The following is a 22,715-nucleotide window of genomic DNA, read 5'->3' on the forward strand; positions in this document are numbered from 1 at the left end:
TATATACAGTAGTTTTCTATTGTAATGCGCTGACTTTACGCGCTGGCTCGCAAAAATTGTGTGGTGCTAACCCGCCCGCCGGAGTGTGATAAAATAATCGGATTGCGGCGCGACGGCACCGGGCAGGCTTAACAGAAGGCGAACAGCAACATGATGGGATTAAGCGGAAAACGTATTGTTCTTGGCGTCAGTGGTGGCATCGCCGCCTATAAAACCCCTGAGCTGGTGCGCCGATTACGCGACCGTGGCGCAGACGTACGTGTCGTCATGACTCACGCCGCGAAAGCTTTTATCACCCCGCTCAGTTTGCAGGCTGTATCAGGATATCCGGTTTCCGACGATTTACTCGACCCGGCTGCTGAGGCCGCTATGGGTCATATTGAATTGGGCAAATGGGCCGACCTGGTGATCCTTGCACCCGCGACGGCGGACCTGATCGCCCGTGTCGCCGCGGGTATGGCGAATGACCTGGTGACCACCCTTTGCCTCGCAACGGCGGCACCAGTGGCGATTGTTCCGGCAATGAACCAGCAGATGTACCGCGCACTCCCCACCCAGCATAATTTACACCTGCTGGCACAACGCGGAGTACATATCTGGGGCCCTGACAGCGGCAGCCAGGCCTGTGGCGATATCGGTCCGGGACGTATGCTCGACCCGCTGGCGATTGTTGATCTGGCGGTAAACTGGGCGGCTCCCGTCAACGATCTGCAACATCTCAATATTATGATCACCGCCGGCCCAACCCGGGAAGCACTCGACCCGGTGCGTTATATCAGCAATCACAGCTCAGGAAAGATGGGGTTTGCCATTGCGGCGGCGGCGGCACAACGCGGAGCCAGCGTCACGCTGGTGGCGGGACCGGTCACCTTGCAGACACCCGCAGGCGTTAACCGTATTGATGTCACCTCGGCACTGGACATGCAGCAGACGGTGATGGCGCAGGCCGCCGATCAACAGATCTTTATTGGGTGCGCGGCAGTAGCCGACTACCGGGCGGCGGCAGTGGCGGAAGAAAAAATCAAGAAACAGGGCGAAGAAATCACCCTGCGAATGATAAAAAATCCAGATATTGTGGCGGGCGTTGCAGCGATGCAGCTAAACAGGCCGTATGTTGTAGGATTTGCCGCTGAAACCCAGAATGTGGAAGAATACGCACAACAAAAACGGGCGAGCAAGAATCTGGACTTGATCTGCGCCAATGATGTAGCCAAAACCGGGCAGGGTTTCAACAGCGATACCAATGCTCTTCACCTTTTCTGGCAGGAGGGAGATAAAGCCTTACCGCTCTGCGATAAGTCACTCCTTGGCCAACAGCTATTAGACGAGATTGTCAGCCTTTATGATGAAAAAAATCGACATTAAGATTCTTGATGCACGAGTCGGCACCGACTTCCCCCTGCCAACCTACGCCACGTCAGGTTCTGCCGGGCTTGATTTACGCGCCTGTTTGGATGAAGCCTTTGTGCTTGAGCCCGGTGTAACAACGCTGGTACCGACAGGTTTAGCGATTCATATTGCCGACCCACAGCTGGCTGCCGTGATCCTGCCGCGTTCCGGGCTGGGGCATAAGCATGGCGTCGTACTGGGTAATCTGGTCGGTCTGATCGATTCCGATTATCAGGGCCAACTGATGGTTTCCGTCTGGAACCGTGGGCAAGACTCCTTTACTATCGAACCCGGCGAACGTATTGCGCAGATGGTTTTCGTGCCTGTCGTCCAGGCCGAGTTCAATCTGGTCAACGACTTTGACACCAGCGTGCGTGGTGAAGGTGGTTTCGGCCATTCTGGTCGCCAGTAATTCTCCACGGTCCACACAACGATAATCTGAATTTACCCGCCGTGAACACGCGTTCACGGACGTTGTGTGGGCCTTTGCCCGTTTTATGGTGATGTTTTCAGGGGTCTTTTAAGACATGGTAGAAAAGAAGATTGCGAAAAGGAATCGCCGCGAAGAAATTCTACAGGCGCTGGCGCAAATGCTGGAGTCTGGTGATGGCAGCCAGCGCATCACCACTGCCAAACTGGCGGCAAATGTAGGGGTTTCTGAAGCGGCGCTTTACCGGCATTTTCCCAGCAAAACCAAGATGTTTGACAGCCTGATCGAATTTATTGAAGACAGCCTGATTACGCGCATCAATCTGATTCTGAAAGATGAAAAAGAGACGCTGCCGCGCCTACGTATGATCACTCAGCTCATTCTGGGCTTTGGTGAGCGTAATCCGGGTTTAACGCGCATTCTGACCGGCCACGCGCTGATGTTCGAACAGGATCGCTTACAGGGGCGTATCAACCAGCTTTTTGAACGTATCGAGGTGCAGCTACGCCAGGTGATGCGTGAGAAGAAAATGCGTGAAGGTGAGGGGTTTATTACCGATGAAACGCTGCTGGCCAGTCAGCTACTGGCATTTTGCGAAGGATTGCTGTCACGTTTTGTTCGTTCCGAATTTCGCTATCGCCCTACCGTCGACTTCGACGTGCGCTGGCCGCTGCTAGCCGCTCAACTCGTGTGATGTTGCGGGTCGACCAGCAAAACAGTCGACCCGCACAACGACATCTTGTCAGATACCAAACTCGCTGCGGTAAGCACGTACAGCAATCAGGTGATCGGCCATTTCTGGCTGTTCTTCCAGGTAAGCAATCAATTCTTTCAGTGTGATGATCGCAATGACCTTACATCCGTAATCACGCTCCACTTCCTGAATCGCGGAGATTTCGCCACGTCCACGCTCCTGGCGGTCGAGGGAGATCAATACACCCGCCAGCGTCGCCTGGTGTGCCGCAATGATTTCCATCGATTCACGGATGGCCGTGCCTGCGGTGATCACATCATCCACCAGCATAATTTTACCCTGCAACGGGCTACCCACCAGCGTGCCGCCCTCACCATGCGTTTTAGCTTCTTTGCGGTTAAAACAGTACGGGACATCGCGATCGTGATGATCGGCCAGTGCGACGACTGTGGTGGTCGCAATGGGGATGCCTTTGTAGGCCGGGCCAAAAACCAGATCGAACTCAATACCAGAATCGACCAGTGCCTGGGCATAGAAACGGCCAAGCAGGGCAAGATCGCGCCCGGTATTGAACAGACCGGCGTTAAAGAAATAAGGGCTTTTGCGCCCTGATTTCAGCGTGAACTCACCAAACTTCAGCACCTGCTTGTTGATGGCGAATTCGATAAATTGGCGCTGCCAGGCTTTCATGTCATGTTCCTCAAATGGGGGGCATAAAAAAGGCGACTTCATCGTCGCCTGAAAAAAATTAGTTGGCCAACGCCGCTTTTTGCGCTGCAACCAGAGTATCAATACCGCCTCGCGCAAGCTCCAACAGCTTCAGCAGCTCGTCATGAGTGAACGGCTCACCTTCTGCGGTGCCCTGCACTTCAATCATACGACCATCTTCCGTCATCACCACGTTCATGTCGGTTTCGGCGGCAGAGTCCTCAACGTACTCGAGGTCGCACAGCGCTTCACCCTTGACGATGCCCACTGAGATAGCCGCAACCATGCCTTTCATTGGGTTAGCCTTTAGCTTACCGATAGACACCAGGTGATTCAGCGCATCAGTCAGTGCCACGCAGGCGCCGGTGATAGAGGCTGTACGGGTGCCACCATCAGCCTGCAATACGTCGCAGTCGAGGGTAATGGTGAATTCACCTAATGCCTTCAGGTCAATCGCCGCACGCAGTGATCGGGCGATCAAACGCTGGATCTCCAGGGTACGGCCGCCCTGCTTGCCTTTAGCCGCTTCACGCGCGTTACGGCTGTGGGTAGCACGTGGCAGCATGCCGTATTCGGCAGTGACCCAACCCTGGCCCTGACCTTTCAGAAAACGCGGCACGCCTTCATCGATAGTGGCGGTACACAGTACTTTGGTATCACCGAATTCAACCAGCACAGAGCCTTCTGCATGTTTGGTGTAATGACGGGTCAGGGTGACGGGGCGCACCTGTTGTGCGCTACGGCCTGATGGACGCATAATTTCTCTCCGGCTAGCTAAACATAATTGGCTGCGCATTATACGGATTTCGCCATGGATTGCCTAACGCAGGTGAAACTGAACCCAGGCTGTTATGAAAATAAAGACTATTTAAACGCTAAAACAGCCAGATAGCGCCCGACAGGATGTAAAACATACTGAAATATGGCTAAATGCCTCTCATCAATCATTCCTCATGCCGGACCTGTGTATGACCTCTGTTTTTCATTTTATTCTGGCCCTGACCATTATCTGCTGCCTGGCATTACTGTTCAGCAATGACCGCAAGAAAATCCGCCCACGCGTGCTGTTGCAACTGGTGGTGATTGAAGCAGCCCTCGCCTGGTTCTTCCTGCACGCTTCTGGCGGTCTGACCGTTGTTACCGCCTTTTCGGGGTTCTTTGAGGTTCTGCTGAAATACGCCGCCCAGGGAACCGATTTCGTCTTCGGCGGGATGAGTTCACAGGGGCTGGCGTTTATCTTCCTCGGCGTGCTCTGCCCTATTGTCTTTATTTCCGCACTGATCGGGATTTTGCAGCATCTTAAAATCCTGCCGCTGCTGATCAGAGTCGTCGGTACGGTTCTCTCCAAGGTCAACGGTATGGGCAAGCTGGAGTCGTTTAATGCCGTCAGCACGCTGATCCTCGGACAGTCGGAAAACTTTATCGCCTATAAAGGTATCCTGGCAGAGATTTCCCCACGTCGCCTCTACTCGATGGCGGCGGCGGCAATGTCCACCGTGTCGCTGTCAATTGTTGGCGCCTATATGTCGATGATTGAGCCGCGCTACGTCGTCGCGGCGCTGATCCTCAACATGTTCAGTACCTTTATCATCCTGTCGATTATCAATCCGACACCGGTCGGTGATGAACCGGAGATCCGGCTGGAAAAGCTGCACGAAGATCAGAGCTTCTTTGAAATGCTGGGTGAATACATCCTGGCGGGCTTTAAAGTGGCGATGATTATTCTGGCGATGCTGATTGGTTTTATCGCGCTGATTGCCGCGGTGAATGCCGTGTTCTCGGCCGTGTTCGGCATCAGCTTCCAGCAAATCCTCGGCTATGTGTTCTGGCCATTTGCATGGCTGATTGGCATCCCGACTGCGGATGCCCTGCCTGCTGCCAGTATTATGGCGACCAAACTGGTGACGAACGAGTTTGTGGCAATGATTGAGCTGAAGAAAATCGCCACGGAACTGTCGCCGCGTGGGTTGGGTATCCTGTCGGTGTTCCTGGTCTCTTTTGCGAACTTTGCCTCCATTGGCATCGTTGCCGGAGCGATCAAAGGACTGAATGAACAACAGGGGAATGTGGTGTCACGCTACGGCCTGAAACTGATTTACGGATCCACGCTGGTCAGTCTGCTCTCCGCAGCCTTTGCCGGGCTGGTGCTGTAACGCCTGAATCCGGCGCATCAGCGCCGGGTTTTCTTCATTGAGTGAGGTCAGAATGCTACGCAGGCCGGCGCATCCACTCGCATCACTGAATCCTGTGTAAAGCGCTGTTTGTAAAGGGTTCGCAGTGCCTCAATCCCCTGTTCACTCGCCTTATCCGTCGCATGGATCAGGAGCAGCGCCCTGCTGTTTTCCCGCGCCAGTTTGCCGTCATTCCCCAGCCACTGTCCTTTTGCCGCAAAAACGGTCAACCCGTCTTTGAAGCGAGGCGTCACATCGGCATCAACAAACGCCTGCCATTCTGCCTCGGTGATAGCGGCACCCTGCGGACGATTTAGACCGAAGTAGAGCGTGGTTTGCGTCATGGCATCGCCCACTGCGCAGACCGGGGCGGCAACCTGATTGCCCGGACGTGGTGCCGTGCAGCCAGACAGCGCCAGCACCAGAAGAGAGAAAGTGAATACACGCGACACCATAATGGCTCCTGAAGTGAGTGATGTTTCTGCTTTCGGCATCTTAAGCTTCTGGCAACAAAACGTCAGCCAAAACACCACCATTTGACCGAATACCTGTTAAGGCATCGTCAGCATCGCTATAATCGCTGCATCTTTTCCTAATAACGGTACGCAAAATGATCCGCAGTATGACAGCTTATGCCCGACGCGAAACTAAAGGCGAATGGGGCAGCGCAGCCTGGGAGCTGCGTTCCGTCAACCAGCGCTATCTTGAAACCTATATCCGTCTGCCAGAGCAGTTTCGTGGCCTGGAACCGGTGATCCGTGAACGCATCCGTAATCGTCTGACCCGTGGGAAAATCGAAGTTAACCTGCGTTTCGACGCCGACCTGCGTGCCCAGAGTTCGCTGGTGTTGAATGAAAAACTGGCCATCCAACTGGTTCAGGCTGCCAACTGGGTCAAAATGCAGAGCGATGAGGGTGAAATCAATCCGGTCGATATTCTGCGCTGGCCTGGCGTGATGTCAGCGGAAGAGCAAGATCTGGATACCATCTCTGCCCAGTTGCTGGTTGCACTGGATGCTGCCATTGACGAATTTATCATCGCCCGTGAAAGCGAAGGCGCAGCTCTGAAAACGCTGATTGAACAGCGTCTGGAAGGGGTGAGTGCGGAAGTGATCAAAGTCCGTACGCATATGCCAGAAGTCCTGAAATGGCAGCGAGATCGACTGGTTACCCGTCTGGAAGAGGCGCAGGTACAGCTGGAAAACAATCGCCTGGAGCAGGAACTGGTGATGCTGGCGCAGCGTGTGGACGTTGCGGAAGAGCTGGACCGTCTGGAAGCTCACGTGAAAGAAACCTATAACATCCTGAAGAAAAAGGAAGCGGTCGGTCGTCGCCTCGACTTTATGATGCAGGAGTTCAACCGCGAGTCGAACACTCTGGGGTCAAAATCCATCAACGCTGAAATTACTGCTTCTGCTATTGAGCTGAAAGTGCTGATTGAGCAGATGCGAGAGCAGATCCAGAATATTGAGTAATTTTCCGGATTATTATATTCGTAAAAATATGAGTGACATCACCAAACCCGTTTAACGACGGGTTTTTTTATGGATTAGAACCCCATAATAATCCCCGTTGAGTTTAACCAGTAAAACCCCTTAGGGGAAAAAGTCATTTTAACCCACCCGCCACGCATTAATGCGGCCATTTTCTTGACAAGTATTTCACGCAACGTTATTAGTGATGATACATTTTTCATGCAGAACAATGTTTAATATATGAAACTTTAAGGAGGCATCCTCATTTTAATTCCATGACACTCTTATATAAATCTACCGGCTAAGGGAGAATCGCCTGATGCGCACCATTATTGATACTGGATTGCCTGATATCGGCCAGCCTTTTTCCTGGGCGACACAGGGCGGAGGGATGCTCTTCACCGCTCATGGGCCAGTCAATCCGGATGGTTCCGTAGAGATTGGATCCAGCGAGAAACAGATCACACTGACGTTTGATAATCTTGCCATGACGCTAAAAGCGGCAAAAATTAACAGTGATAATGTGTTACAGGTGATTGTGTATCTTACCGATGAAAGAGATATTTTATTACTGGATGTAATTTATAAACGCTATTTCAATGCACCTTACCCCAATCGATCCACGGTTATTATTGAAAAACTGGTCGTACCCGGAATGAAAATTGAAATTACTGTGAGTGCAATTGCATCGTCACGTAATGAGATCCATAAAATTTAAAAAAAATCATGCGTAATAAATTAAGGACATTTTATGCTGAATAAAATTGAACCCTCTTTACCCGATCCGATTATGTCATTAATGGAGGCCTATACTCAGGATCCGCACGCCGATAAAGTCAATCTGGGGATAGGACTGTATTACGACCATCAGGGAAATATTCCTGTGATGCAAGCCGTGAAAATCGCAGAGCAACGCCTGGTGGAACAACAGCGTCCGCACACTTACCCCCCGATTGAGGGAGCGCCACTGTATGCCAACCAGGTCCAGACGCTATTACTGGGACAACCGATGGCGCGCGTCGCTACCGTGCAGTCTGTGGGTGGATCTGGCGCGCTAAAGCTGGCGGCCGATTTTCTTTATCATGCTTTATCACGCCGTGAAATCTGGGTCTCCGACCCCACCTGGTCTAATCACTGGGCCATATTTGAGGGCGCAGGGTTGCAGGTAAAAACCTACCCCTACTTTGATGATAATACAGGTCTGGTGAGTTTCGACGCGATGATGGGAGCATTGTCCTGCCTGCCAACAGGGGCGGTGGTGCTACTGCATCCCTGTTGCCACAACCCAACGGGAAGCGACCTCACCCCTTCACAATGGCGGTCGGTGATCGACCTTATGCATCAGCGCCGCCTGCTGCCTTTCTTTGACATTGCCTACCAGGGCTTTGGTGAGGGTTTAGAAGAAGACAGCTTCGCGCTGCGTGAAACGCTGAAAACCGATCTCGATTTTTTGGTGAGTCACTCTTTCTCGAAAAATCTGGCGCTCTACGGTGAGAGATTAGGCAGCTTATCAATCTGCTGCGCCAGCCCGTCTGTCGCCAGCAATGTGAAAGGCATGTTGAAAACGCTGATCCGCCGCAGCTATTCCTGTCCACCCATTCACGGAAGCCAGATTGTTGAAACGGTATTTGCTGACCCGGCGCTGTATCAGAACTGGGTGGGTGAGCTGGCGGCTATGCGTCAGCGCATCAGGCAGATGCGCATCAGCCTGTCTGCAGCCCTGGAGCTGCAGGGAGCCTCGTTAGACTACGCACGCATCCGAAATCAAAAAGGCATGTTCAGCTACACCGGTTTGAATGAAAGCCAGATCGGCCAGTTACGCCACCAGCACGCCATTTATCTGGTCGCACCGGGCAGAATGTGTTTACCGGGCCTCAACGCGCACAACATTGACTATGTCACTGCCGCCATTGTAGACGTCACGCGTACCACGTCAAAAAGGTAAATGACGATGAAAAAAGCAAAGCATTTTGACGAGATTATTGAGCGTCAGGGCGGGCTGAAAAAGCAACTCACCGCCGGACAAATGTCGATGCTGGCCATCGGTGGCGCTATCGGTACAGGCCTGTTTCTGGGCAGCTCTTATGCCATCCAGATGGCGGGACCCGGCGTACTGCTGAGTTATTTTATTGGCGGTGTGATCGCCCTGTTATTAATGGGCTGCCTGGCAGAGATGACCTCTGAGCATCCTACACCGGGATCGTTTGGCGATTATGCCGAATTTTATCTCAGCCCCCTGTGTGGTTTTCTGGTGCGTTATTCCTACTGGTCCTGTCTGGTGCTGGCGGTGGGCACAGAAGTGACGGCGATGGGGATGTACATGCAGTTTTGGTTTCCCGCTACGCCAATATGGCCCTGGGTCGTGCTGTTTTCTGCCGCCGTGATCATCATCAACCTGATTGGGGTGAAGTCATTTGGTCAGGTGGAGTATGCCCTGTCGGTCACCAAAGTCGTGGCCATCGTGGCGTTTATTGTCATTGCTGTCGGTATTTTAACCTTCTCTTCTAATCCGAACTTTGGCCTGCATAACTTTACCGGAGAGGGTGGTTTTCTCCCGTTCGGCATCAAGGGGATGTGGTTTGCAGTCATCGTCTCCATGTTCAGCTATTTAAGTATTGAGATGATTGCAGTCGCGGCAGGGGAAGCTAAAGATCCGGTGAAGGCCGTGAGAACGGCATTTAAAGGTACTATCCTGCGGCTTTTCATATTCTATATGTTATCCATTTCCCTGATGCTGGCCCTGGTTCCGTGGAGGCTGTCTTCCACGGAAGAAAGTCCATTCCTGCTGGCAATGAACCTGATACACCTGCCCGCAGCTGCAGGCATCTTCAATTTTATCGTGCTGATCGCCGCCCTGTCGGCCATGAACAGTCAGCTGTATATCACAACACGCATTATGTTTTCGCTGTCCCGTGCCGGGCAGGCTTCTGCACGATTGGGGAAGATCAGCAAACGCGGCATTCCGGCCAACGCGCTGGCAATATCCTGCCTTGGCATCATTGTTTCCATCGTATTGAGTATCACCTCTCCGCACACCTCTTTTGCGGTCATGATGTCCATCTCAGTTTACGGCGCCTGCTTTACCTGGCTGATGATTTTTATTACGCACTTTTTCTTCCGCCGTCACCATGCCGGAACAGCGCTGAAGTTCCGCATGTGGGGCTACCCCTATTTAACCCTGGCGGGCGCAATATTAATGGCCGCCTTGATGATCACCACACTGTTTACCGATTTTTTCAGAATGACCCTGCTGTTTGGTATCCCATTCACATTGTTACTGATCGTTCTCTATTTTTGCCGTCGCCAGGCAACCGCTGCTGACACCGGGTCACCTGCGCAGGACGTGAAATAACAACTATCACGCGTCGTGATGGGAGAAATATTCTGCACATTTATCGTAATAGACGGGATGGGTATAGCGTGATAGCCAGAACAGCAATAGGAAGAACGTCTCTGACAAGGTAAACTATCCCCTTACCTTATTATGGATTTACTTGAGGATTACCATGGAAACTTTACCTCCTTGCCCAAAATGTCACTCAGAATATAGCTGGCAAGATGGCGCGATGCTCAACTGCCCGGAATGTGGCCACGTATGGGCTGATGGCGCAGATGCCGCTGCTGATGACACACTGATTGTTAAAGACGCCAACGGTAATCTGCTGGCAGATGGCGACAGCGTCACGGTGATTAAAGACCTTAAGGTCAAAGGCAGTTCAACACCGCTGAAAATTGGCACCAAAGTGAAAAGCATTCGTCTGGTAGAAGGCGACCACAACATTGACTGCAAAATCGATGGCTTTGGCCCGATGAAATTGAAGTCTGAGTTTGTGAAAAAGAACTGATCCCAGCCAGTAGCCTCAGTGCTACTGGTTTCCTCTCCTCACCCCCCGATTTGCCCTCAGGATTGAAACTGCTAGTATCACAAGGCACCCGATTTCGGTGTTAAGGGCGTGCGGCGCTCAACGGACCCGTTCAAAATTCACCAGGAGGAAAAGTGAACAAAACGTTAGGCGTGTTTTTCCCGCTTTATACCACTACGCTTTTAATGCTGCTCGGTTCCGGGTTGCTGACGACCTATGTTTCCCTGCGTCTGACATCGACACATGTCTCCGGCGGTCTGATCGGGGCGATTATTGCGGCAAACTACATTGGTCTGGTGATCGGCGGCAAAGTGGGGCATTTTCTCATCGCCCGCGTCGGCCATATTCGTACCTATGTTTCCTGCGCCGGTATTATTACCGCTGCCGTGCTGTGCCACGGACTGACTGAATTTATCCCGGCCTGGGTCGGGCTTCGGTTGATCATCGGCCTGTGCATGATGTGCCAATATATGGTGCTGGAAAGCTGGCTTAACGATCAGTCGGAATCGGAGCAGCGCGGCAAAGTCTTTGGCTGCTATATGGTGGCGACCTACCTCGGCATGTCGCTCGGGCAGGTGGTGCTGATGCTGCAAACCGATCTGGGCCTCAGTACGCTGCTGTTAATCGCACTCTGTTTCTCACTCTGTCTGGTGCCGATTGCGTTAACCACGCGGACCCACGCCCGCCAGCTTTCCCCTGCCCCGATGGAGCTGCGGTATTTTATCGGTGCGATCCCTAAAGTACTGGCGACCACTCTGGCCATTGGTATGCTGGTCGGCTCTTTTTACGGTCTGGCACCGGTTTACGCCAGTCAGCAAGACCTGACGACAGGCCAGACCGGCCTGTTTATGGCCATCGCTATTTTTGCCGGACTGGTCGCACAGTTTCCTCTCAGCTGGTTGTCCGATCGCTATAACCGCACGCTGCTAATGCGCTTGAATGCCATCGTGCTGATTGTTGCCGCTCTGCCACTGGCGATACTGCCCCACATTAGCTTTTCATTCCTACTGGTACTGGGTTTTATTGTCAGTATGCTGCAGTTTTCGCTGTATCCGCTGGCCGTCGCACTGGCCAATGACCTGGTTGAACCGGAAAGACGCGTCTCGCTGGCAGCGTGCCTGCTGATGGCCTTTGGTGTCGGCGCCAGTATTGGTCCACTGGCCGTCGGCCTGCTAATGGAACCTCTGGGAGGCAATACGCTTTATGCCTTCTTTGCGCTGTGTGGCCTGATGATTGTCGGCCTGAGCAGAACAGTGAAAGAAGACGAAGCACAATTTGTTGAGGATGCTCCCGTTCCGCATATTGCGATGCCGGACAGCTTGATGAGTTCTCCGCTTTCTCCGGCACTGAACCCGGCATTCGATGAACAGATGATTGAGGAAACAATGCCATCATTCGACAGCGAATCACTGGCAGAAGAAGAAACAATACCAGCGCAGGGTGCAGACCCCGATGAAGAGACCGGCCTGAAAAAAGCCTGGGAAAAACTTTAACTCGTCAGGCTTCGAGCCTTACAGGTCCCTGACGGGAAATAAAGCTTTCCGCATCGAGAGACCAGGCTTTACCCTGTTCTATCACGATCACCCGGTCAGCACTGCGGATCGTTTCGGGCCGGTGCGCAATGATGATGCGGGTGACATCCATTTGCTTGATGGTATGGTTAATCAATTTCTCTCGTTCAATATCCAGATGACTGGATGCTTCATCCAGCACCAGGATGTCGGGCTGGCGGTACAGTGCGCGAGCCAGCAACACACGCTGTATCTGCCCACCCGAGAGTGATGAGCCCATATCGCCCACTAACGTCTGATATCCCATTGGCATACCGATAATATCCTGATGAATCTGAGCCTGTGATGCGGCAAGCTCCACACGCTGCTGGTCAGACGTGGTATCAAAGAAGCTGATGTTTTCGGCCACTGAGCCAGCAAACAGAATATCATCCTGCATCACACAGCCTATTCTTTCACGGTGTGCCAGCATGCCCTGCTTACGGATCTCAATCCCATCCACTTCAATTTTTCCCAGGTTTGGTTTTAACAAACCCAGCAACAGCTTGGCCAGTGTGGTTTTCCCCTGACCAGAACCTCCGACAATCGCCACGCTTTCACCAGGCGCAATCTCAAAGGAACAATTTTCCAGTATCCAAGGCTCCGTTTCCGAATAACGAAAACTCAGTTCAGCCACACTGACAGCAGGCCCTGTGACCACCGCATTTTTTGGAGGCAACGCGACCTTCGGCTCCAGATCGTCTTCTTTATCCGTCAGCACGATATCAGCCAGACGCTCACCATGCAGACGCAGCATACGGAAATCGATAATGGCATCAATTAACCCGGAAGCACGGCCAATAAACTGGTCCGAGAAGCTCACAAAGGCCACCAGCATCCCCGCAGAGAAGTTTCCTTCCAGCACCTGCAACGCCGCCAGCCAAATCAACACAATCCGGCCCACACCCGAGATCATTCCCTGCAATGTATTGAAACCGATACTCATTCGCTGAATAGCTATCCCTTTGTTGGTGGCCTCCACCAACGCATTGGCGTATGTCGCAAGACGAACCACCTGCTTATTATTCAGCTTAACGGCCTGCATACCGCGAATGGTCTCCAGTAGCGTAGTTTGCGCACGTGCGGTGGCAATGATCTGATCCTCGTTCGCCTGACGAAAAGGGCGATAAGAGAGAAAACGGATCGATGAGTAGGCAACAAACAACCCTATCACCAACAGAGCCAGCATCCCGTTGTAGGCAAAAAGCATACCCAGCGTGATAAACGCCATTACGCCATCCAGTAGCGTACTGATAAACCGGGTGGTCAGCGTGCTCTGGATAGTGGAAATAGACCCGAAACGCGAGACAATATCCCCCACATGACGTTGCTCAAAGAACGACATCGGTAAGCCCATCAACCATGAGAAAACGTTGGTCGTCCACTGCACACTCAGTACGCTGGAAAACCAGGTTGTCACCCAAGAGCGCAGCGCTGAGATCACATTTTGCATCACCACAATAATGAGAAATCCAGTCCCCATCAGGCTAAGTAAATCCCTGTCAGAGGAGACCAACACCAGATCCATCACCCACTGCATAAAGAACGGTGTCAGTAAGCCAAACAACTCAAGCGACATCGAGAGGATCAGGATCTGTGCTAAAACCGGACGCAAGCCTATAACCCCACCAACCAGTTTTCGCATGGAAACTGACTGCTTTTCCTCTTTCTTCTGAAAAGAAGCGGAAGGTAACAGTTCCAGCGCCACACCCGTGAATGACGTTGACACTTCTTCCATCGATACATCGCGGATACCGCGCGCCGGGTCATGGATAGTAATTTTGTTACGATGGACTTTTTTCAACACCACAAAGTGGTTCAGATCCCAGTGGAGAATACAGGGTGTACGCAACTGGGTTAGCTCATCGATATCCAGACGTAAAGCCCGTCCTGCCAAACCTAAACGATGAGCAATGAGCATGATATCAGCGAGCGTGGCACCTTTTAGCGAGGTGGAAAAACGATGGCGAAGTGTGACAAGGTCGAAAGTGTGTCCATAGTAACTGGCAATCATCCCGATGCAGGCGAGCCCACACTCTGCCGCCTGCGCCTGCTGCAGCATGGGTAAACGGCGTCTCCAGCCAAAAATTAGTAAATCTGAAAAACTCATCGTTATTTATCCTTAAATATTCCTGCAACCGGCATCCCTGGGTTGTTTTCTATCCATCAATAGAACATTTGGACAATGCAAAGAGCGGCTCAAGGACCCATTCAATCAGACGTCGATTCTCAATGAGGAAGTCAGCCTCAACGGCCATGCTGGGGCGCAGCAGCTACTGCTTTGTTTCCTCGTTTAGTGCTTTCGTTTCCTGTAGTTCCTTTTTCAAACGGGAACGCTGCACCTGGATCTGCTCAATGACAGCATCCCAGGTTCCTCCTTGAGAGGTTGATAATTCAGAAGATATATCCATCAACACCATCCCTTTTTTAACGGTTTCCCCTTCAATGACTTTCACATCGGAAACCGTTCCTGCTGCCTGCGGAATAAGCGTGGTGATCCCTCGCGATGACAGTAACTCACCTTGCGCATTCTCACGTTTGGTGTCGCTACCAAAAATAAAAAAACCGCAATAGACACCGCGGTAACCGCTACAACTGACATCATCAGCCAACGCCATGGGGGCGAGTAAATCGCGACTGTACCGATCATCGTAGACTTATTCGCATCGGCTACTTCAGGTCGAAACAGGGGTTCATTCATATTGTTCTCAGATCCATGAGATGATTAGACAATTCCAGGCCTGATCAGGCCTGGCACTTACAGCCAAACTCGATCAGGATACGGCGTTCTATCGCTTTGCACGTAGTTGAAAGCGGCCCCCACCTTTTGTTAAATCCCGTTGCTGAGTGGCTTTTTTCATTTTTGTAATATGACTTTGCGCTAGCAGGATAACGTTTTTGAGTTCACCCAATTGAGATGGCGGGTAACATTGCGTCGAAATGGGCGTAATCGCGTCAGCATCCAAGCCCGTCAGACGGTTCCACGCTGCATTTGAGACGTCCAAATCGTTGCGGGCAGTAATCTCTCCGGCTGCTGCCTCATTATAATTCGCTTGCGCTTCATCAACTTCAGTACGATTACCGTCGACCAGGTTTGAAGACGGCAATAGCCTGAGAGTACTGTTTTTTGAATACTTTTGTTGCGGAGATAGCCATTTCTGTGACGTCTCATTGGTAAATAACCACAAGAAAGCATCAATGACATCACGAATTAATTTTTGTTGGGCACCAATAAACTCTATATCTGCCAGATCTGAGGTGACATTACTACGGTGAAACGCGGCGATTTTGGATATATCGAGCAGAGGCTGGCTCAGATTAATGCCGTAGTTATGACGCTTTACTGCCGCCGCATAACTGGTATGAAATTGATCCTGTTTAGTGTCACTTCCATCAAGACTTATAATGGGTAGCAGACCAGCCACCCATTGATCAAACGCCTAATTTCCAGCTTTTTTCCTGATATACCGCACTGAACTCGGCGTCATAACTACGAGCCCCCCCCAGCCACACACACTGGTGGCATGAAGGCTAGGAGAAAAAAGAATAAAAATAAACGTTTCATTAAACCCTAATAAACTGGATTTGCGTTGAAACCATACGATTCAGATGAACGCCTCTTTCCAATAAAATAGTATGTTCATCTGTAACACCTCAAAACTAGATTAAACCTTTCGCATATGCATAGCGTATCAGCTCAATGTTAGAGGAAACACCCAGCCTACGCATTGCGTTATACTTTTGGGTGGAAATAGTGCTAATAGTTCTGTTTTGACGCACTGCAATTTCTGACAGCGTATACCCAGAAGAGAAGAGCCTAACCACCTCTAACTCTTTAGGAGTAAGCGGGCTTCCCTTTTCCTTCCCTTTTATTAGGTAGTTCCTGATATGGCCGCATGAAGAAGAGAAGTAATATCCTTTCTGCGTCATGACATGTTGACAGGCCAGTACAGTTTCATCTACAGGGTCAGATTTGCTAACAATTGACTTAACGCCATAATCGCATGCACTTCTCAGAATAGCTGTATTACTTTGTGAGGTAAGCAGGATAACTTTCACGTCTGGAAAACGCCCTTTTAGGGCACGAAGCTTGGCAAATCCGTCGATCGACGAACGGCCTGAACTCAATGAAAAATCAGTAATAACAATGTCCGTTGGTTTAGAAGCCAGAACCGACAATAAGTTTTTTCCACATATTGTTTCGTTTGAAACAATGAACGAATCACTATTTTCAAAAAGCATCTTTAGCGAATACATGATATGTGGGTGGTCATCAGAGATTGCTATTGTGTGTCTGTTAGACATACTCCCTCCATGTAGATTATCATCACAGCCCTGAATAAACATACGATTCATTGACAATTGCACAAAACATCTTAAGTGCGCTCAGTACGGAATGGCAAGCAATTTGCGTTAAATAAAATCAAACCATTGACTTAACTGTAATGAAAAAAAACAAACACGAATGATATCAATTATAAATAATCGGACATTTATAAATAAAACCTGAACACTTTAGAACAAAAACATAACAGCCAACTGAAAGAACAAACTCAGAGATCCTTATTTATCAAACAATAATAATCAATAAAGCATGGCAGAATACAGCCTGAAAACACTCATTTACACCTGGTCGTATTTCCCCACCTCTGATTTATTTTTTTGCTACGAGACTAACCGTTAGTGACTTCCCTTCGTGTCGTCTCATCCGACAGAACTCTCCCTGAGAAAATTTCAGTCGCCGTTTTGGTGCTAACCCCTTAGGATTGCCGCCTGGTTTTAAGGAGATGGCAATGTTACTCACGGTCCTTTACATCATCGGTATTACAGCGGAAGCCATGACAGGCGCACTGGCGGCTGGCCGTCGCAAGATGGATATGTTCGGTGTAATCATTATCGCGTCTGTCACCGCGATCGGTGGAGGCTCTGTTCGCGATATGTTGCTAGGACATTACCCACTCGGTTGGGTGAAACATCCTGAATACATCATGATTGTTGCCGCTGCCGCTGTCATCACTACGCTGGCAGCTCCCCTTATGCCCCACCTTCGTAAGGTTTTTCTTGTCCTTGATGCATTAGGCCTGGTGGTCTTTTCAATCATTGGTGCACAGGTAGCGCTGGATATGGGTCATGCCGGAATTATTGCGGCCATCAGCGCCGTCGTGACGGGTGTCTTTGGGGGCGTTCTCCGCGATATGTTCTGCAACCAGATACCCCTGGTTTTCCAGAAAGAGCTTTATGCTGGCATCGCCTTCGCTTCCGGCTGGGTCTATATTCTGTTGCTAAAAACAGCGCTACCCGTGGAAACGGTCATTATCATTACGCTGCTAGCCGGATTCATCGCACGTTTGTTGGCACTTCGTTTCAAACTGGGCTTGCCTGTATTCAATTATCCGCACGATGACCATTAGTCTGATGATACCGTCAGGGTGGCAGGCTCATCCAGCAACTGGATAAGCTGCCGCACCTCCTGATTTTGCAGAAAATAAATAATTTTTTTCGCCAGCCTGTTTCCAATTCCCGGTAATGCCTGCCACTCCTCTACCGTTCGTGACAACAGCTGCGACCAGCTATCATCCACCAGCGCATTCATTGCCTTCTCAGGGATGGGAACGCCTAATGCCCTGACCCAGCGCTTAAAAGGCCGCTGCCGGCTTAAGCGAAATTGCTGCCAGAAAAGATGAGATCTCGCCTCCCCGATTCCAGGAACAGCCTTTAACTGTTCTTGCGACAGTGCCAGCCATGAAAACAGGTGTGTCAGATGGCCCGACTGAAGCAACTGCTGCCAGTTTTGACGGCCAATACCCGTCAGGTTAAGCACAGACTTACTGCTCAACCATTCCAGCCTTGCCAGAAACTGTTGCCGGCACTCAGGTGTCAGGTGAAAGCAACTGAGGTGACTGAAATATGTCGAATCGGGAGACTGAGGGTAATCTCGCTGCACCACCCGCCACAGCACCGCATTCAGACGCGGGATGCCCTGGCCCGCCAGATCAATACTGACGTGGTCTCCCGCGATCACATTCCATTGCCGCCAACGTGGCACTGAACCTACATTCACCCGACTGATGCGTTTATCGTCCAACGGTACTGGCTGCAAAATAAGCACCACATTCGTTTTTCCCGTACGGCCAACAGAAAACTCCACGGAACGGACTTCGCTGGTCGCTTGCGGCGGGGGATATTTCCAGGCCACCGCCCAGTTCCCATGGCCTGGCATCCAGTTCAATCCCTGTTCCGATGGCAGGCTGTGTACAACAACACCATCGGTAACAAAGGGCAACGGCTGATGGAACCAGCGTTCACGCCAGCTTTCGACCTCGTCAACGTCGGTAACTCTATGCGTCCAGTTACTGACATCGGGAAAACCCGCCTGACGCAGAGCCAACAGACGCTGAGTTAAACTTTCCGGCCCGTCTGGCCATGCCCAGACAAACAGACCAATATGCTGCAGCACCTCGGCTGGTGTTTTCGCCATTAACGCTCCCGCCACAATTGAGCGGGCATTTTTGCCACCATCAGTAGCCTGGCGATGATCGGTCATCTTGAGGTGCAACTCGCCCTGAAAAACCTGCTGCCTGGACAACAACGGAATCGACGGGGGAATATCGCTAATCAAGGCCGCTTTTTCCGTCCAGTCTTCGCCTGTAAGGCCGTTACCACGACTGATCATTTTTACCAGCTTTCCCTGACGGTAAATCAGCGTAACAGCCACACCATCTATCTTTGGTTGTACCCAGAGCTCTCGCTTGTTCATCATCCAGTGCGAGACATCATCTTTACGGGACAACTTTCGAACTCCGACATGGGCGACAGGATGTGACACTTTACCATCGGTCTTCAGCACTGGCTGGTGGGGTTCAAGGGTGGGATGAAAACAACGTTGCCACTGCTGTAACTTGTTGTGCAGAGCATCATAGTGCTCATCGGCCACCACGCTTTTCCCCTGACGATGGTAGAGGTCATCCCACTGCATAAGTTGGGCTTCAAGAGCCACGATTTCCTCCTCAGCGCGTGTGGGCGCCCACACCGGACACGTTGCCGAAACCCCGTGGCTGAAAAGCCAGACCAGTAAAATGAGATAGTGCATCCCTGCTTCTCCTGCGCATTCAATGAATATCCGTTAGTAGAACGCAGCACAGGGAAACTGGCGAGGGGGAAAGCGGGATGATGAGCGCTGGCTTCAGGGGTATCTGCGGCAGAGCACATCACCCAACAAAAACTTGCGAAACATTGTCCATTTATACAGAAAAAGCCGTATTACAGGGCCTAAACGCTGCATCACGCGCTGCACCTGTGTATACTGTGCAGGAAGTAGACTCCGCTTTATTGGCATATCAAGAATAATCATGGCTCAAGGCACACTTTTTATTGTTTCCGCCCCCAGCGGCGCGGGTAAATCCAGTTTGATTCAGGCGCTGTTAAAAACGCAACCGCTGTATGATACTCAGGTATCTATTTCCCACACCACTCGTGGGGTACGGCCGGGTGAAAATCACGGTGAACACTATTACTTCGTCAATCACGACGAATTCCGCACCATGATCGGCGAAGATGCGTTCCTCGAACATGCTGAAGTGTTCGGCAACTACTATGGAACATCGCGTAAAGCGATTGAACAAGTGTTGTCGACTGGCGTTGATGTGTTTCTTGATATTGACTGGCAGGGTGCAAAACAGATTCGCGAGAAAATGCCGGCAGCCCGCAGCATTTTTGTGCTGCCACCGTCGAAAGACGAGCTGGATCGCCGCCTTCGTGGCCGTGGCCAGGACAGCGAAGAAGTGATTACCAAACGTATGGCGCAGGCTGTTGCCGAAATGAGCCATTACGCAGAGTATGATTACCTGATCGTGAATGATGATTTCGATCTGGCATTGTCCGATCTGAAAAACATTATTCGTGCAGAGCGTCTGCGCATGGCTCGTCAAAAAGCCCGTCATGATGCTTTAATCAGCAAACTATTGGCAGACTGAGGACAACTCAGTATGATGCCCAGTCATTTCGTCACCACCCGTGGAGTATCACACTTATGGCACGCGTAACCGTACAGGACGCAGTAGAAAAAATTGGTAACCGTTTTGACCTGGTTCTGGTAGCAGCACGTCGCGCACGTCAGATGCAGACCGGTGGTAAAGACCCACTGGTTCCTGAAGAGAACGACAAATCTACTGTTATCGCGCTGCGCGAAATCGAGGAAGGCCTGATCACGAATCAGATCCTCGACGTACGCGATCGCCAGGAGCAGCAAGAGCAGGAAGCCGCTGAATTGCAGGCTGTTACCGCTATCGCTGAAGGTCGTCGTTAATTCGCTTTGAAGGCCCGCCTTGTATCTGTTTGAAAGCCTCAATCAGCTGATTGAAAAATACTTGCCTGAGGAGCAAATTAAGCGCCTCAAGCAAGCTTATCTTGTCGCACGTGATGCTCACGAGGGACAGACACGCTCCAGCGGTGAGCCTTATATCACCCATCCGGTCGCCGTAACCTGCATCCTCGCTGAAATGAAGCTCGACCATGAAACACTGATGGCCGCGCTTCTGCACGATGTTATCGAAGACACCCCCGCCACTTACCAGGATATGGAACAGCTGTTCGGTCGGACGGTTGCTGAACTGGTAGAAGGGGTTTCTAAGCTCGATAAACTGAAATTCCGCGACAAAAAAGAAGCGCAGGCTGAAAACTTTCGCAAGATGATCATGGCGATGGTGCAAGATATCCGCGTCATTTTGATCAAGCTGGCCGACCGCACGCATAATATGCGCACCCTGGGTGCGCTGCGTCCGGACAAAAAACGCCGTATTGCACAAGAAACTCTCGAGATTTATAGCCCACTGGCACACCGCCTGGGTATACACCACCTGAAAACCGAGCTGGAAGAACTGGGCTTCGAAGCCCTGTATCCTAACCGCTATCGCGTGATTAAAGAGGTGGTGAAAGCCGCACGTGGCAACCGTAAAGAGATGATTCAGAAAATCCTTTCTGAAATTGACGGTCGCCTTGAAGAAGCGGGAATTACCCGCCGCGTCAGCGGTCGCGAGAAGCATCTCTACTCCATCTACTGCAAAATGCACCTGAAAGAGCAACGGTTCCATTCGATTATGGATATCTACGCTTTCCGGGTGATCGTACGTGATGTGGATACCTGCTATCGCGTGCTGGGCCAGATGCACAGTTTATATAAACCGCGTCCTGGCCGGGTTAAAGACTACATTGCCATTCCTAAAGCCAACGGCTATCAATCCCTGCACACCTCCATGATTGGCCCTCACGGCGTCCCGGTTGAAGTGCAGATCCGTACTGAAGATATGGATCAGATGGCAGAGATGGGGGTGGCGGCGCACTGGGCTTATAAAGAACAGGGCGAAAGCAGCACCACAGCACAAATCCGCGCACAGCGTTGGTTGCAGAGCCTGCTGGAACTGCAACAGAGTGCCGGTAGCTCCTTTGAATTTATTGAGAGCGTGAAATCCGATCTGTTCCCGGATGAAATTTACGTTTTCACCCCGGAAGGGCGTATTGTCGAATTACCCGCGGGTGCCACACCGGTGGACTTTGCCTACGCGGTTCACACCGACATCGGCCATGCCTGCGTCGGTGCTCGCGTTGACCGCCAGCCTTATCCCCTGTCGCAGTCGCTGACCAGCGGCCAGACCGTGGAAATCATTACTGCACCGGGTGCTCGCCCGAATGCCGCCTGGCTGAACTTTGTCGTCAGCTCCAAAGCACGCGCCAAAATCCGCCAGTTGCTGAAAAACCTTAAGCGTGATGACTCCGTCAGCCTCGGTCGTCGTCTGCTTAATCATGCCCTGGGTGGCAGCCGTAAACTGGCAGAGATCCCTGAAGCCAACGTCCAGCATGAGCTGGAGCGCATGAAGCTGGCGTCACTTGACGATCTGCTGGCTGAAATCGGCCTGGGTAACGCGATGAGTGTCGTTGTGGCGAAAAACCTGCAACAGAACGACCAGAATGCGCCAGCAACCAGCGGTTCGCGCAGCAAGCTGCCGATCAAAGGGGCTGATGGCGTGTTGATCACCTTTGCCAAATGCTGCCGACCGATCCCTGGTGACCCGATTGTCGCACACGTCAGTCCCGGCAAAGGTCTGGTTGTGCATCACGAATCCTGCCGTAATATCCGTGGCTACCAGAAAGAGCCAGAAAAATACATGGCGGTAGAGTGGGATAAAGTGACCGAGCAGGAGTTTGTCGCCGAGATTAAGGTGGATATGTTTAACCACCAGGGCGCACTGGCCAACCTGACTGCGGCGATCAATACCGCGGGTTCCAACATTCAGAGCCTGAACACCGAAGAGAAAGATGGTCGTGTGTACAGCGCCTTTATCCGTCTGACGGCGCGCGATCGTGTGCATCTGGCGAATATCATGCGTAAAATCCGCGTGATGCCGGATGTAATCAAAGTGCACCGCAACCGCAATTAAGGG

22 protein-coding genes are annotated in these 22,715 nt (G+C 51.4%); 14 read left to right on the forward strand and 8 right to left on the reverse strand.

The genetic code is table 11. From position 1 onward, the window contains the following. Positions 1-150: 150 nt before the first annotated feature. The 3 genes from coaBC to slmA all read left to right on the forward strand — a co-directional run bounded on the left by coaBC (position 151) and on the right by slmA (position 2,513). The gene (gene coaBC, locus ACFL9S_RS13640) at positions 151-1,365 is read left to right on the forward strand and encodes a bifunctional phosphopantothenoylcysteine decarboxylase/phosphopantothenate--cysteine ligase CoaBC (RefSeq protein WP_405262437.1); all 1,215 of its coding nucleotides are present in this window, start codon (positions 151-153) and stop codon (positions 1,363-1,365) included. After that, the gene (gene dut / locus ACFL9S_RS13645; RefSeq protein ID WP_405262438.1) at positions 1,343-1,801 is read left to right on the forward strand and encodes a dUTP diphosphatase; all 459 of its coding nucleotides are present in this window, start codon (positions 1,343-1,345) and stop codon (positions 1,799-1,801) included. Before coaBC ends, dut begins: the two co-directional genes overlap by 23 nt. Before the next feature lie 115 nt (positions 1,802-1,916). Beyond that, positions 1,917-2,513 (forward strand): nucleoid occlusion factor SlmA, encoded by a 597-nt coding sequence (slmA, locus tag ACFL9S_RS13650; RefSeq protein WP_405262439.1) that lies wholly within the window; start codon positions 1,917-1,919, stop codon positions 2,511-2,513. A 48-nt stretch (positions 2,514-2,561) separates the two neighbouring features. Here slmA and pyrE read toward each other — a convergent pair whose 3' ends face one another. Next, a complete protein-coding gene (gene pyrE, locus ACFL9S_RS13655; protein WP_405262440.1) occupies positions 2,562-3,203 on the reverse strand; it encodes an orotate phosphoribosyltransferase in 642 nt (213 codons plus the stop codon). 58 nt (positions 3,204-3,261) lie between these two features. Next, a complete protein-coding gene (gene rph / locus ACFL9S_RS13660; protein ID WP_405262441.1) occupies positions 3,262-3,978 on the reverse strand; it encodes a ribonuclease PH in 717 nt (238 codons plus the stop codon). Positions 3,979-4,189: 211 nt separating this feature from the next. Here rph and ACFL9S_RS13665 point away from each other — a divergent pair, with 211 nt between their 5' ends. Further along, positions 4,190-5,374 (forward strand): NupC/NupG family nucleoside CNT transporter, encoded by a 1,185-nt coding sequence (locus ACFL9S_RS13665; RefSeq protein ID WP_405262442.1) that lies wholly within the window; start codon positions 4,190-4,192, stop codon positions 5,372-5,374. A 47-nt stretch (positions 5,375-5,421) separates the two neighbouring features. On the opposite strand, the gene ACFL9S_RS13670 is transcribed toward ACFL9S_RS13665, so the two are convergent. Beyond that, positions 5,422-5,847 carry a DUF3574 domain-containing protein gene (locus tag ACFL9S_RS13670; protein WP_405262443.1) on the reverse strand — a complete coding sequence of 142 codons (426 nt, stop codon included), beginning with the start codon at positions 5,845-5,847 and terminating at the stop codon, positions 5,422-5,424. 155 nt (positions 5,848-6,002) lie between these two features. Between ACFL9S_RS13670 and ACFL9S_RS13675 the strand changes: the two genes are divergently transcribed. From ACFL9S_RS13675 to ACFL9S_RS13700, 6 genes are all read left to right on the forward strand, one after another. Continuing rightward, entirely contained in the window at positions 6,003-6,866 is an 864-nt protein-coding gene (locus ACFL9S_RS13675; protein WP_405262444.1) for a YicC/YloC family endoribonuclease, read from the forward strand. Positions 6,867-7,185: 319 nt separating this feature from the next. Then, positions 7,186-7,584: a RidA family protein gene (locus ACFL9S_RS13680; RefSeq protein ID WP_405262445.1), complete on the forward strand. Its 399-nt coding sequence runs from the start codon at positions 7,186-7,188 to the stop codon at positions 7,582-7,584. A gap of 33 nt (positions 7,585-7,617) precedes the next feature. Further along, a complete protein-coding gene (locus ACFL9S_RS13685) occupies positions 7,618-8,811 on the forward strand; it encodes an aromatic amino acid transaminase (RefSeq protein WP_405262446.1) in 1,194 nt (397 codons plus the stop codon). Between the two features lie 6 nt (positions 8,812-8,817). After that, complete coding sequence (locus ACFL9S_RS13690; protein ID WP_405262447.1) at positions 8,818-10,218, forward strand: amino acid permease; 1,401 nt, start codon at positions 8,818-8,820, stop codon at positions 10,216-10,218. Positions 10,219-10,372: 154 nt separating this feature from the next. Next, a complete protein-coding gene (locus ACFL9S_RS13695; protein WP_405262448.1) occupies positions 10,373-10,711 on the forward strand; it encodes a zinc ribbon domain-containing protein YjdM in 339 nt (112 codons plus the stop codon). Between the two features lie 152 nt (positions 10,712-10,863). Further along, entirely contained in the window at positions 10,864-12,222 is a 1,359-nt protein-coding gene (locus ACFL9S_RS13700; RefSeq protein ID WP_405262449.1) for an MFS transporter, read from the forward strand. Between the two features lie 4 nt (positions 12,223-12,226). Here ACFL9S_RS13700 and ACFL9S_RS13705 read toward each other — a convergent pair whose 3' ends face one another. From ACFL9S_RS13705 to ACFL9S_RS13720, 4 genes are all read right to left on the reverse strand, one after another. After that, positions 12,227-14,389 (reverse strand): peptidase domain-containing ABC transporter, encoded by a 2,163-nt coding sequence (locus ACFL9S_RS13705; RefSeq protein WP_405262450.1) that lies wholly within the window; start codon positions 14,387-14,389, stop codon positions 12,227-12,229. Positions 14,390-14,552: 163 nt separating this feature from the next. Continuing rightward, the gene (locus tag ACFL9S_RS13710) at positions 14,553-14,897 is read right to left on the reverse strand and encodes a hypothetical protein (protein WP_405262451.1); all 345 of its coding nucleotides are present in this window, start codon (positions 14,895-14,897) and stop codon (positions 14,553-14,555) included. A gap of 171 nt (positions 14,898-15,068) precedes the next feature. Continuing rightward, entirely contained in the window at positions 15,069-15,704 is a 636-nt protein-coding gene (locus ACFL9S_RS13715) for a TolC family protein (RefSeq protein WP_405262452.1), read from the reverse strand. A 235-nt stretch (positions 15,705-15,939) separates the two neighbouring features. After that, positions 15,940-16,584 carry a response regulator gene (locus ACFL9S_RS13720; RefSeq protein WP_405262453.1) on the reverse strand — a complete coding sequence of 215 codons (645 nt, stop codon included), beginning with the start codon at positions 16,582-16,584 and terminating at the stop codon, positions 15,940-15,942. Between the two features lie 488 nt (positions 16,585-17,072). On the opposite strand from ACFL9S_RS13720, the gene ACFL9S_RS13725 reads away from it, so the two are divergent. Further along, positions 17,073-17,690, forward strand: coding sequence for a trimeric intracellular cation channel family protein (locus ACFL9S_RS13725; protein ID WP_405262454.1), 618 nt, complete (start codon positions 17,073-17,075; stop codon positions 17,688-17,690). Here ACFL9S_RS13725 and ligB read toward each other — a convergent pair. Then, complete coding sequence (gene ligB, locus ACFL9S_RS13730; RefSeq protein ID WP_405262455.1) at positions 17,687-19,369, reverse strand: NAD-dependent DNA ligase LigB; 1,683 nt, start codon at positions 19,367-19,369, stop codon at positions 17,687-17,689. The genes ACFL9S_RS13725 and ligB overlap by 4 nt on opposite strands. 259 nt (positions 19,370-19,628) lie before the next feature. On the opposite strand from ligB, the gene gmk reads away from it, so the two are divergent. From gmk to spoT, 3 genes are read left to right on the forward strand one after another with little or no spacing between them, the layout of a single operon-like run. Then, positions 19,629-20,252, forward strand: coding sequence for a guanylate kinase (gene gmk / locus ACFL9S_RS13735; RefSeq protein WP_405262456.1), 624 nt, complete (start codon positions 19,629-19,631; stop codon positions 20,250-20,252). A 56-nt stretch (positions 20,253-20,308) separates the two neighbouring features. Next, positions 20,309-20,584 carry a DNA-directed RNA polymerase subunit omega gene (rpoZ, locus tag ACFL9S_RS13740; protein WP_405262457.1) on the forward strand — a complete coding sequence of 92 codons (276 nt, stop codon included), beginning with the start codon at positions 20,309-20,311 and terminating at the stop codon, positions 20,582-20,584. A gap of 19 nt (positions 20,585-20,603) precedes the next feature. Beyond that, positions 20,604-22,712 carry a bifunctional GTP diphosphokinase/guanosine-3',5'-bis pyrophosphate 3'-pyrophosphohydrolase gene (gene spoT / locus ACFL9S_RS13745; RefSeq protein ID WP_405262458.1) on the forward strand — a complete coding sequence of 703 codons (2,109 nt, stop codon included), beginning with the start codon at positions 20,604-20,606 and terminating at the stop codon, positions 22,710-22,712. Positions 22,713-22,715 lie beyond the last annotated feature (3 nt).

Source organism: Erwinia sp. AnSW2-5 (assembly GCF_045107195.1).
Classification (GTDB): Bacteria; Pseudomonadota; Gammaproteobacteria; order Enterobacterales; family Enterobacteriaceae; genus Erwinia.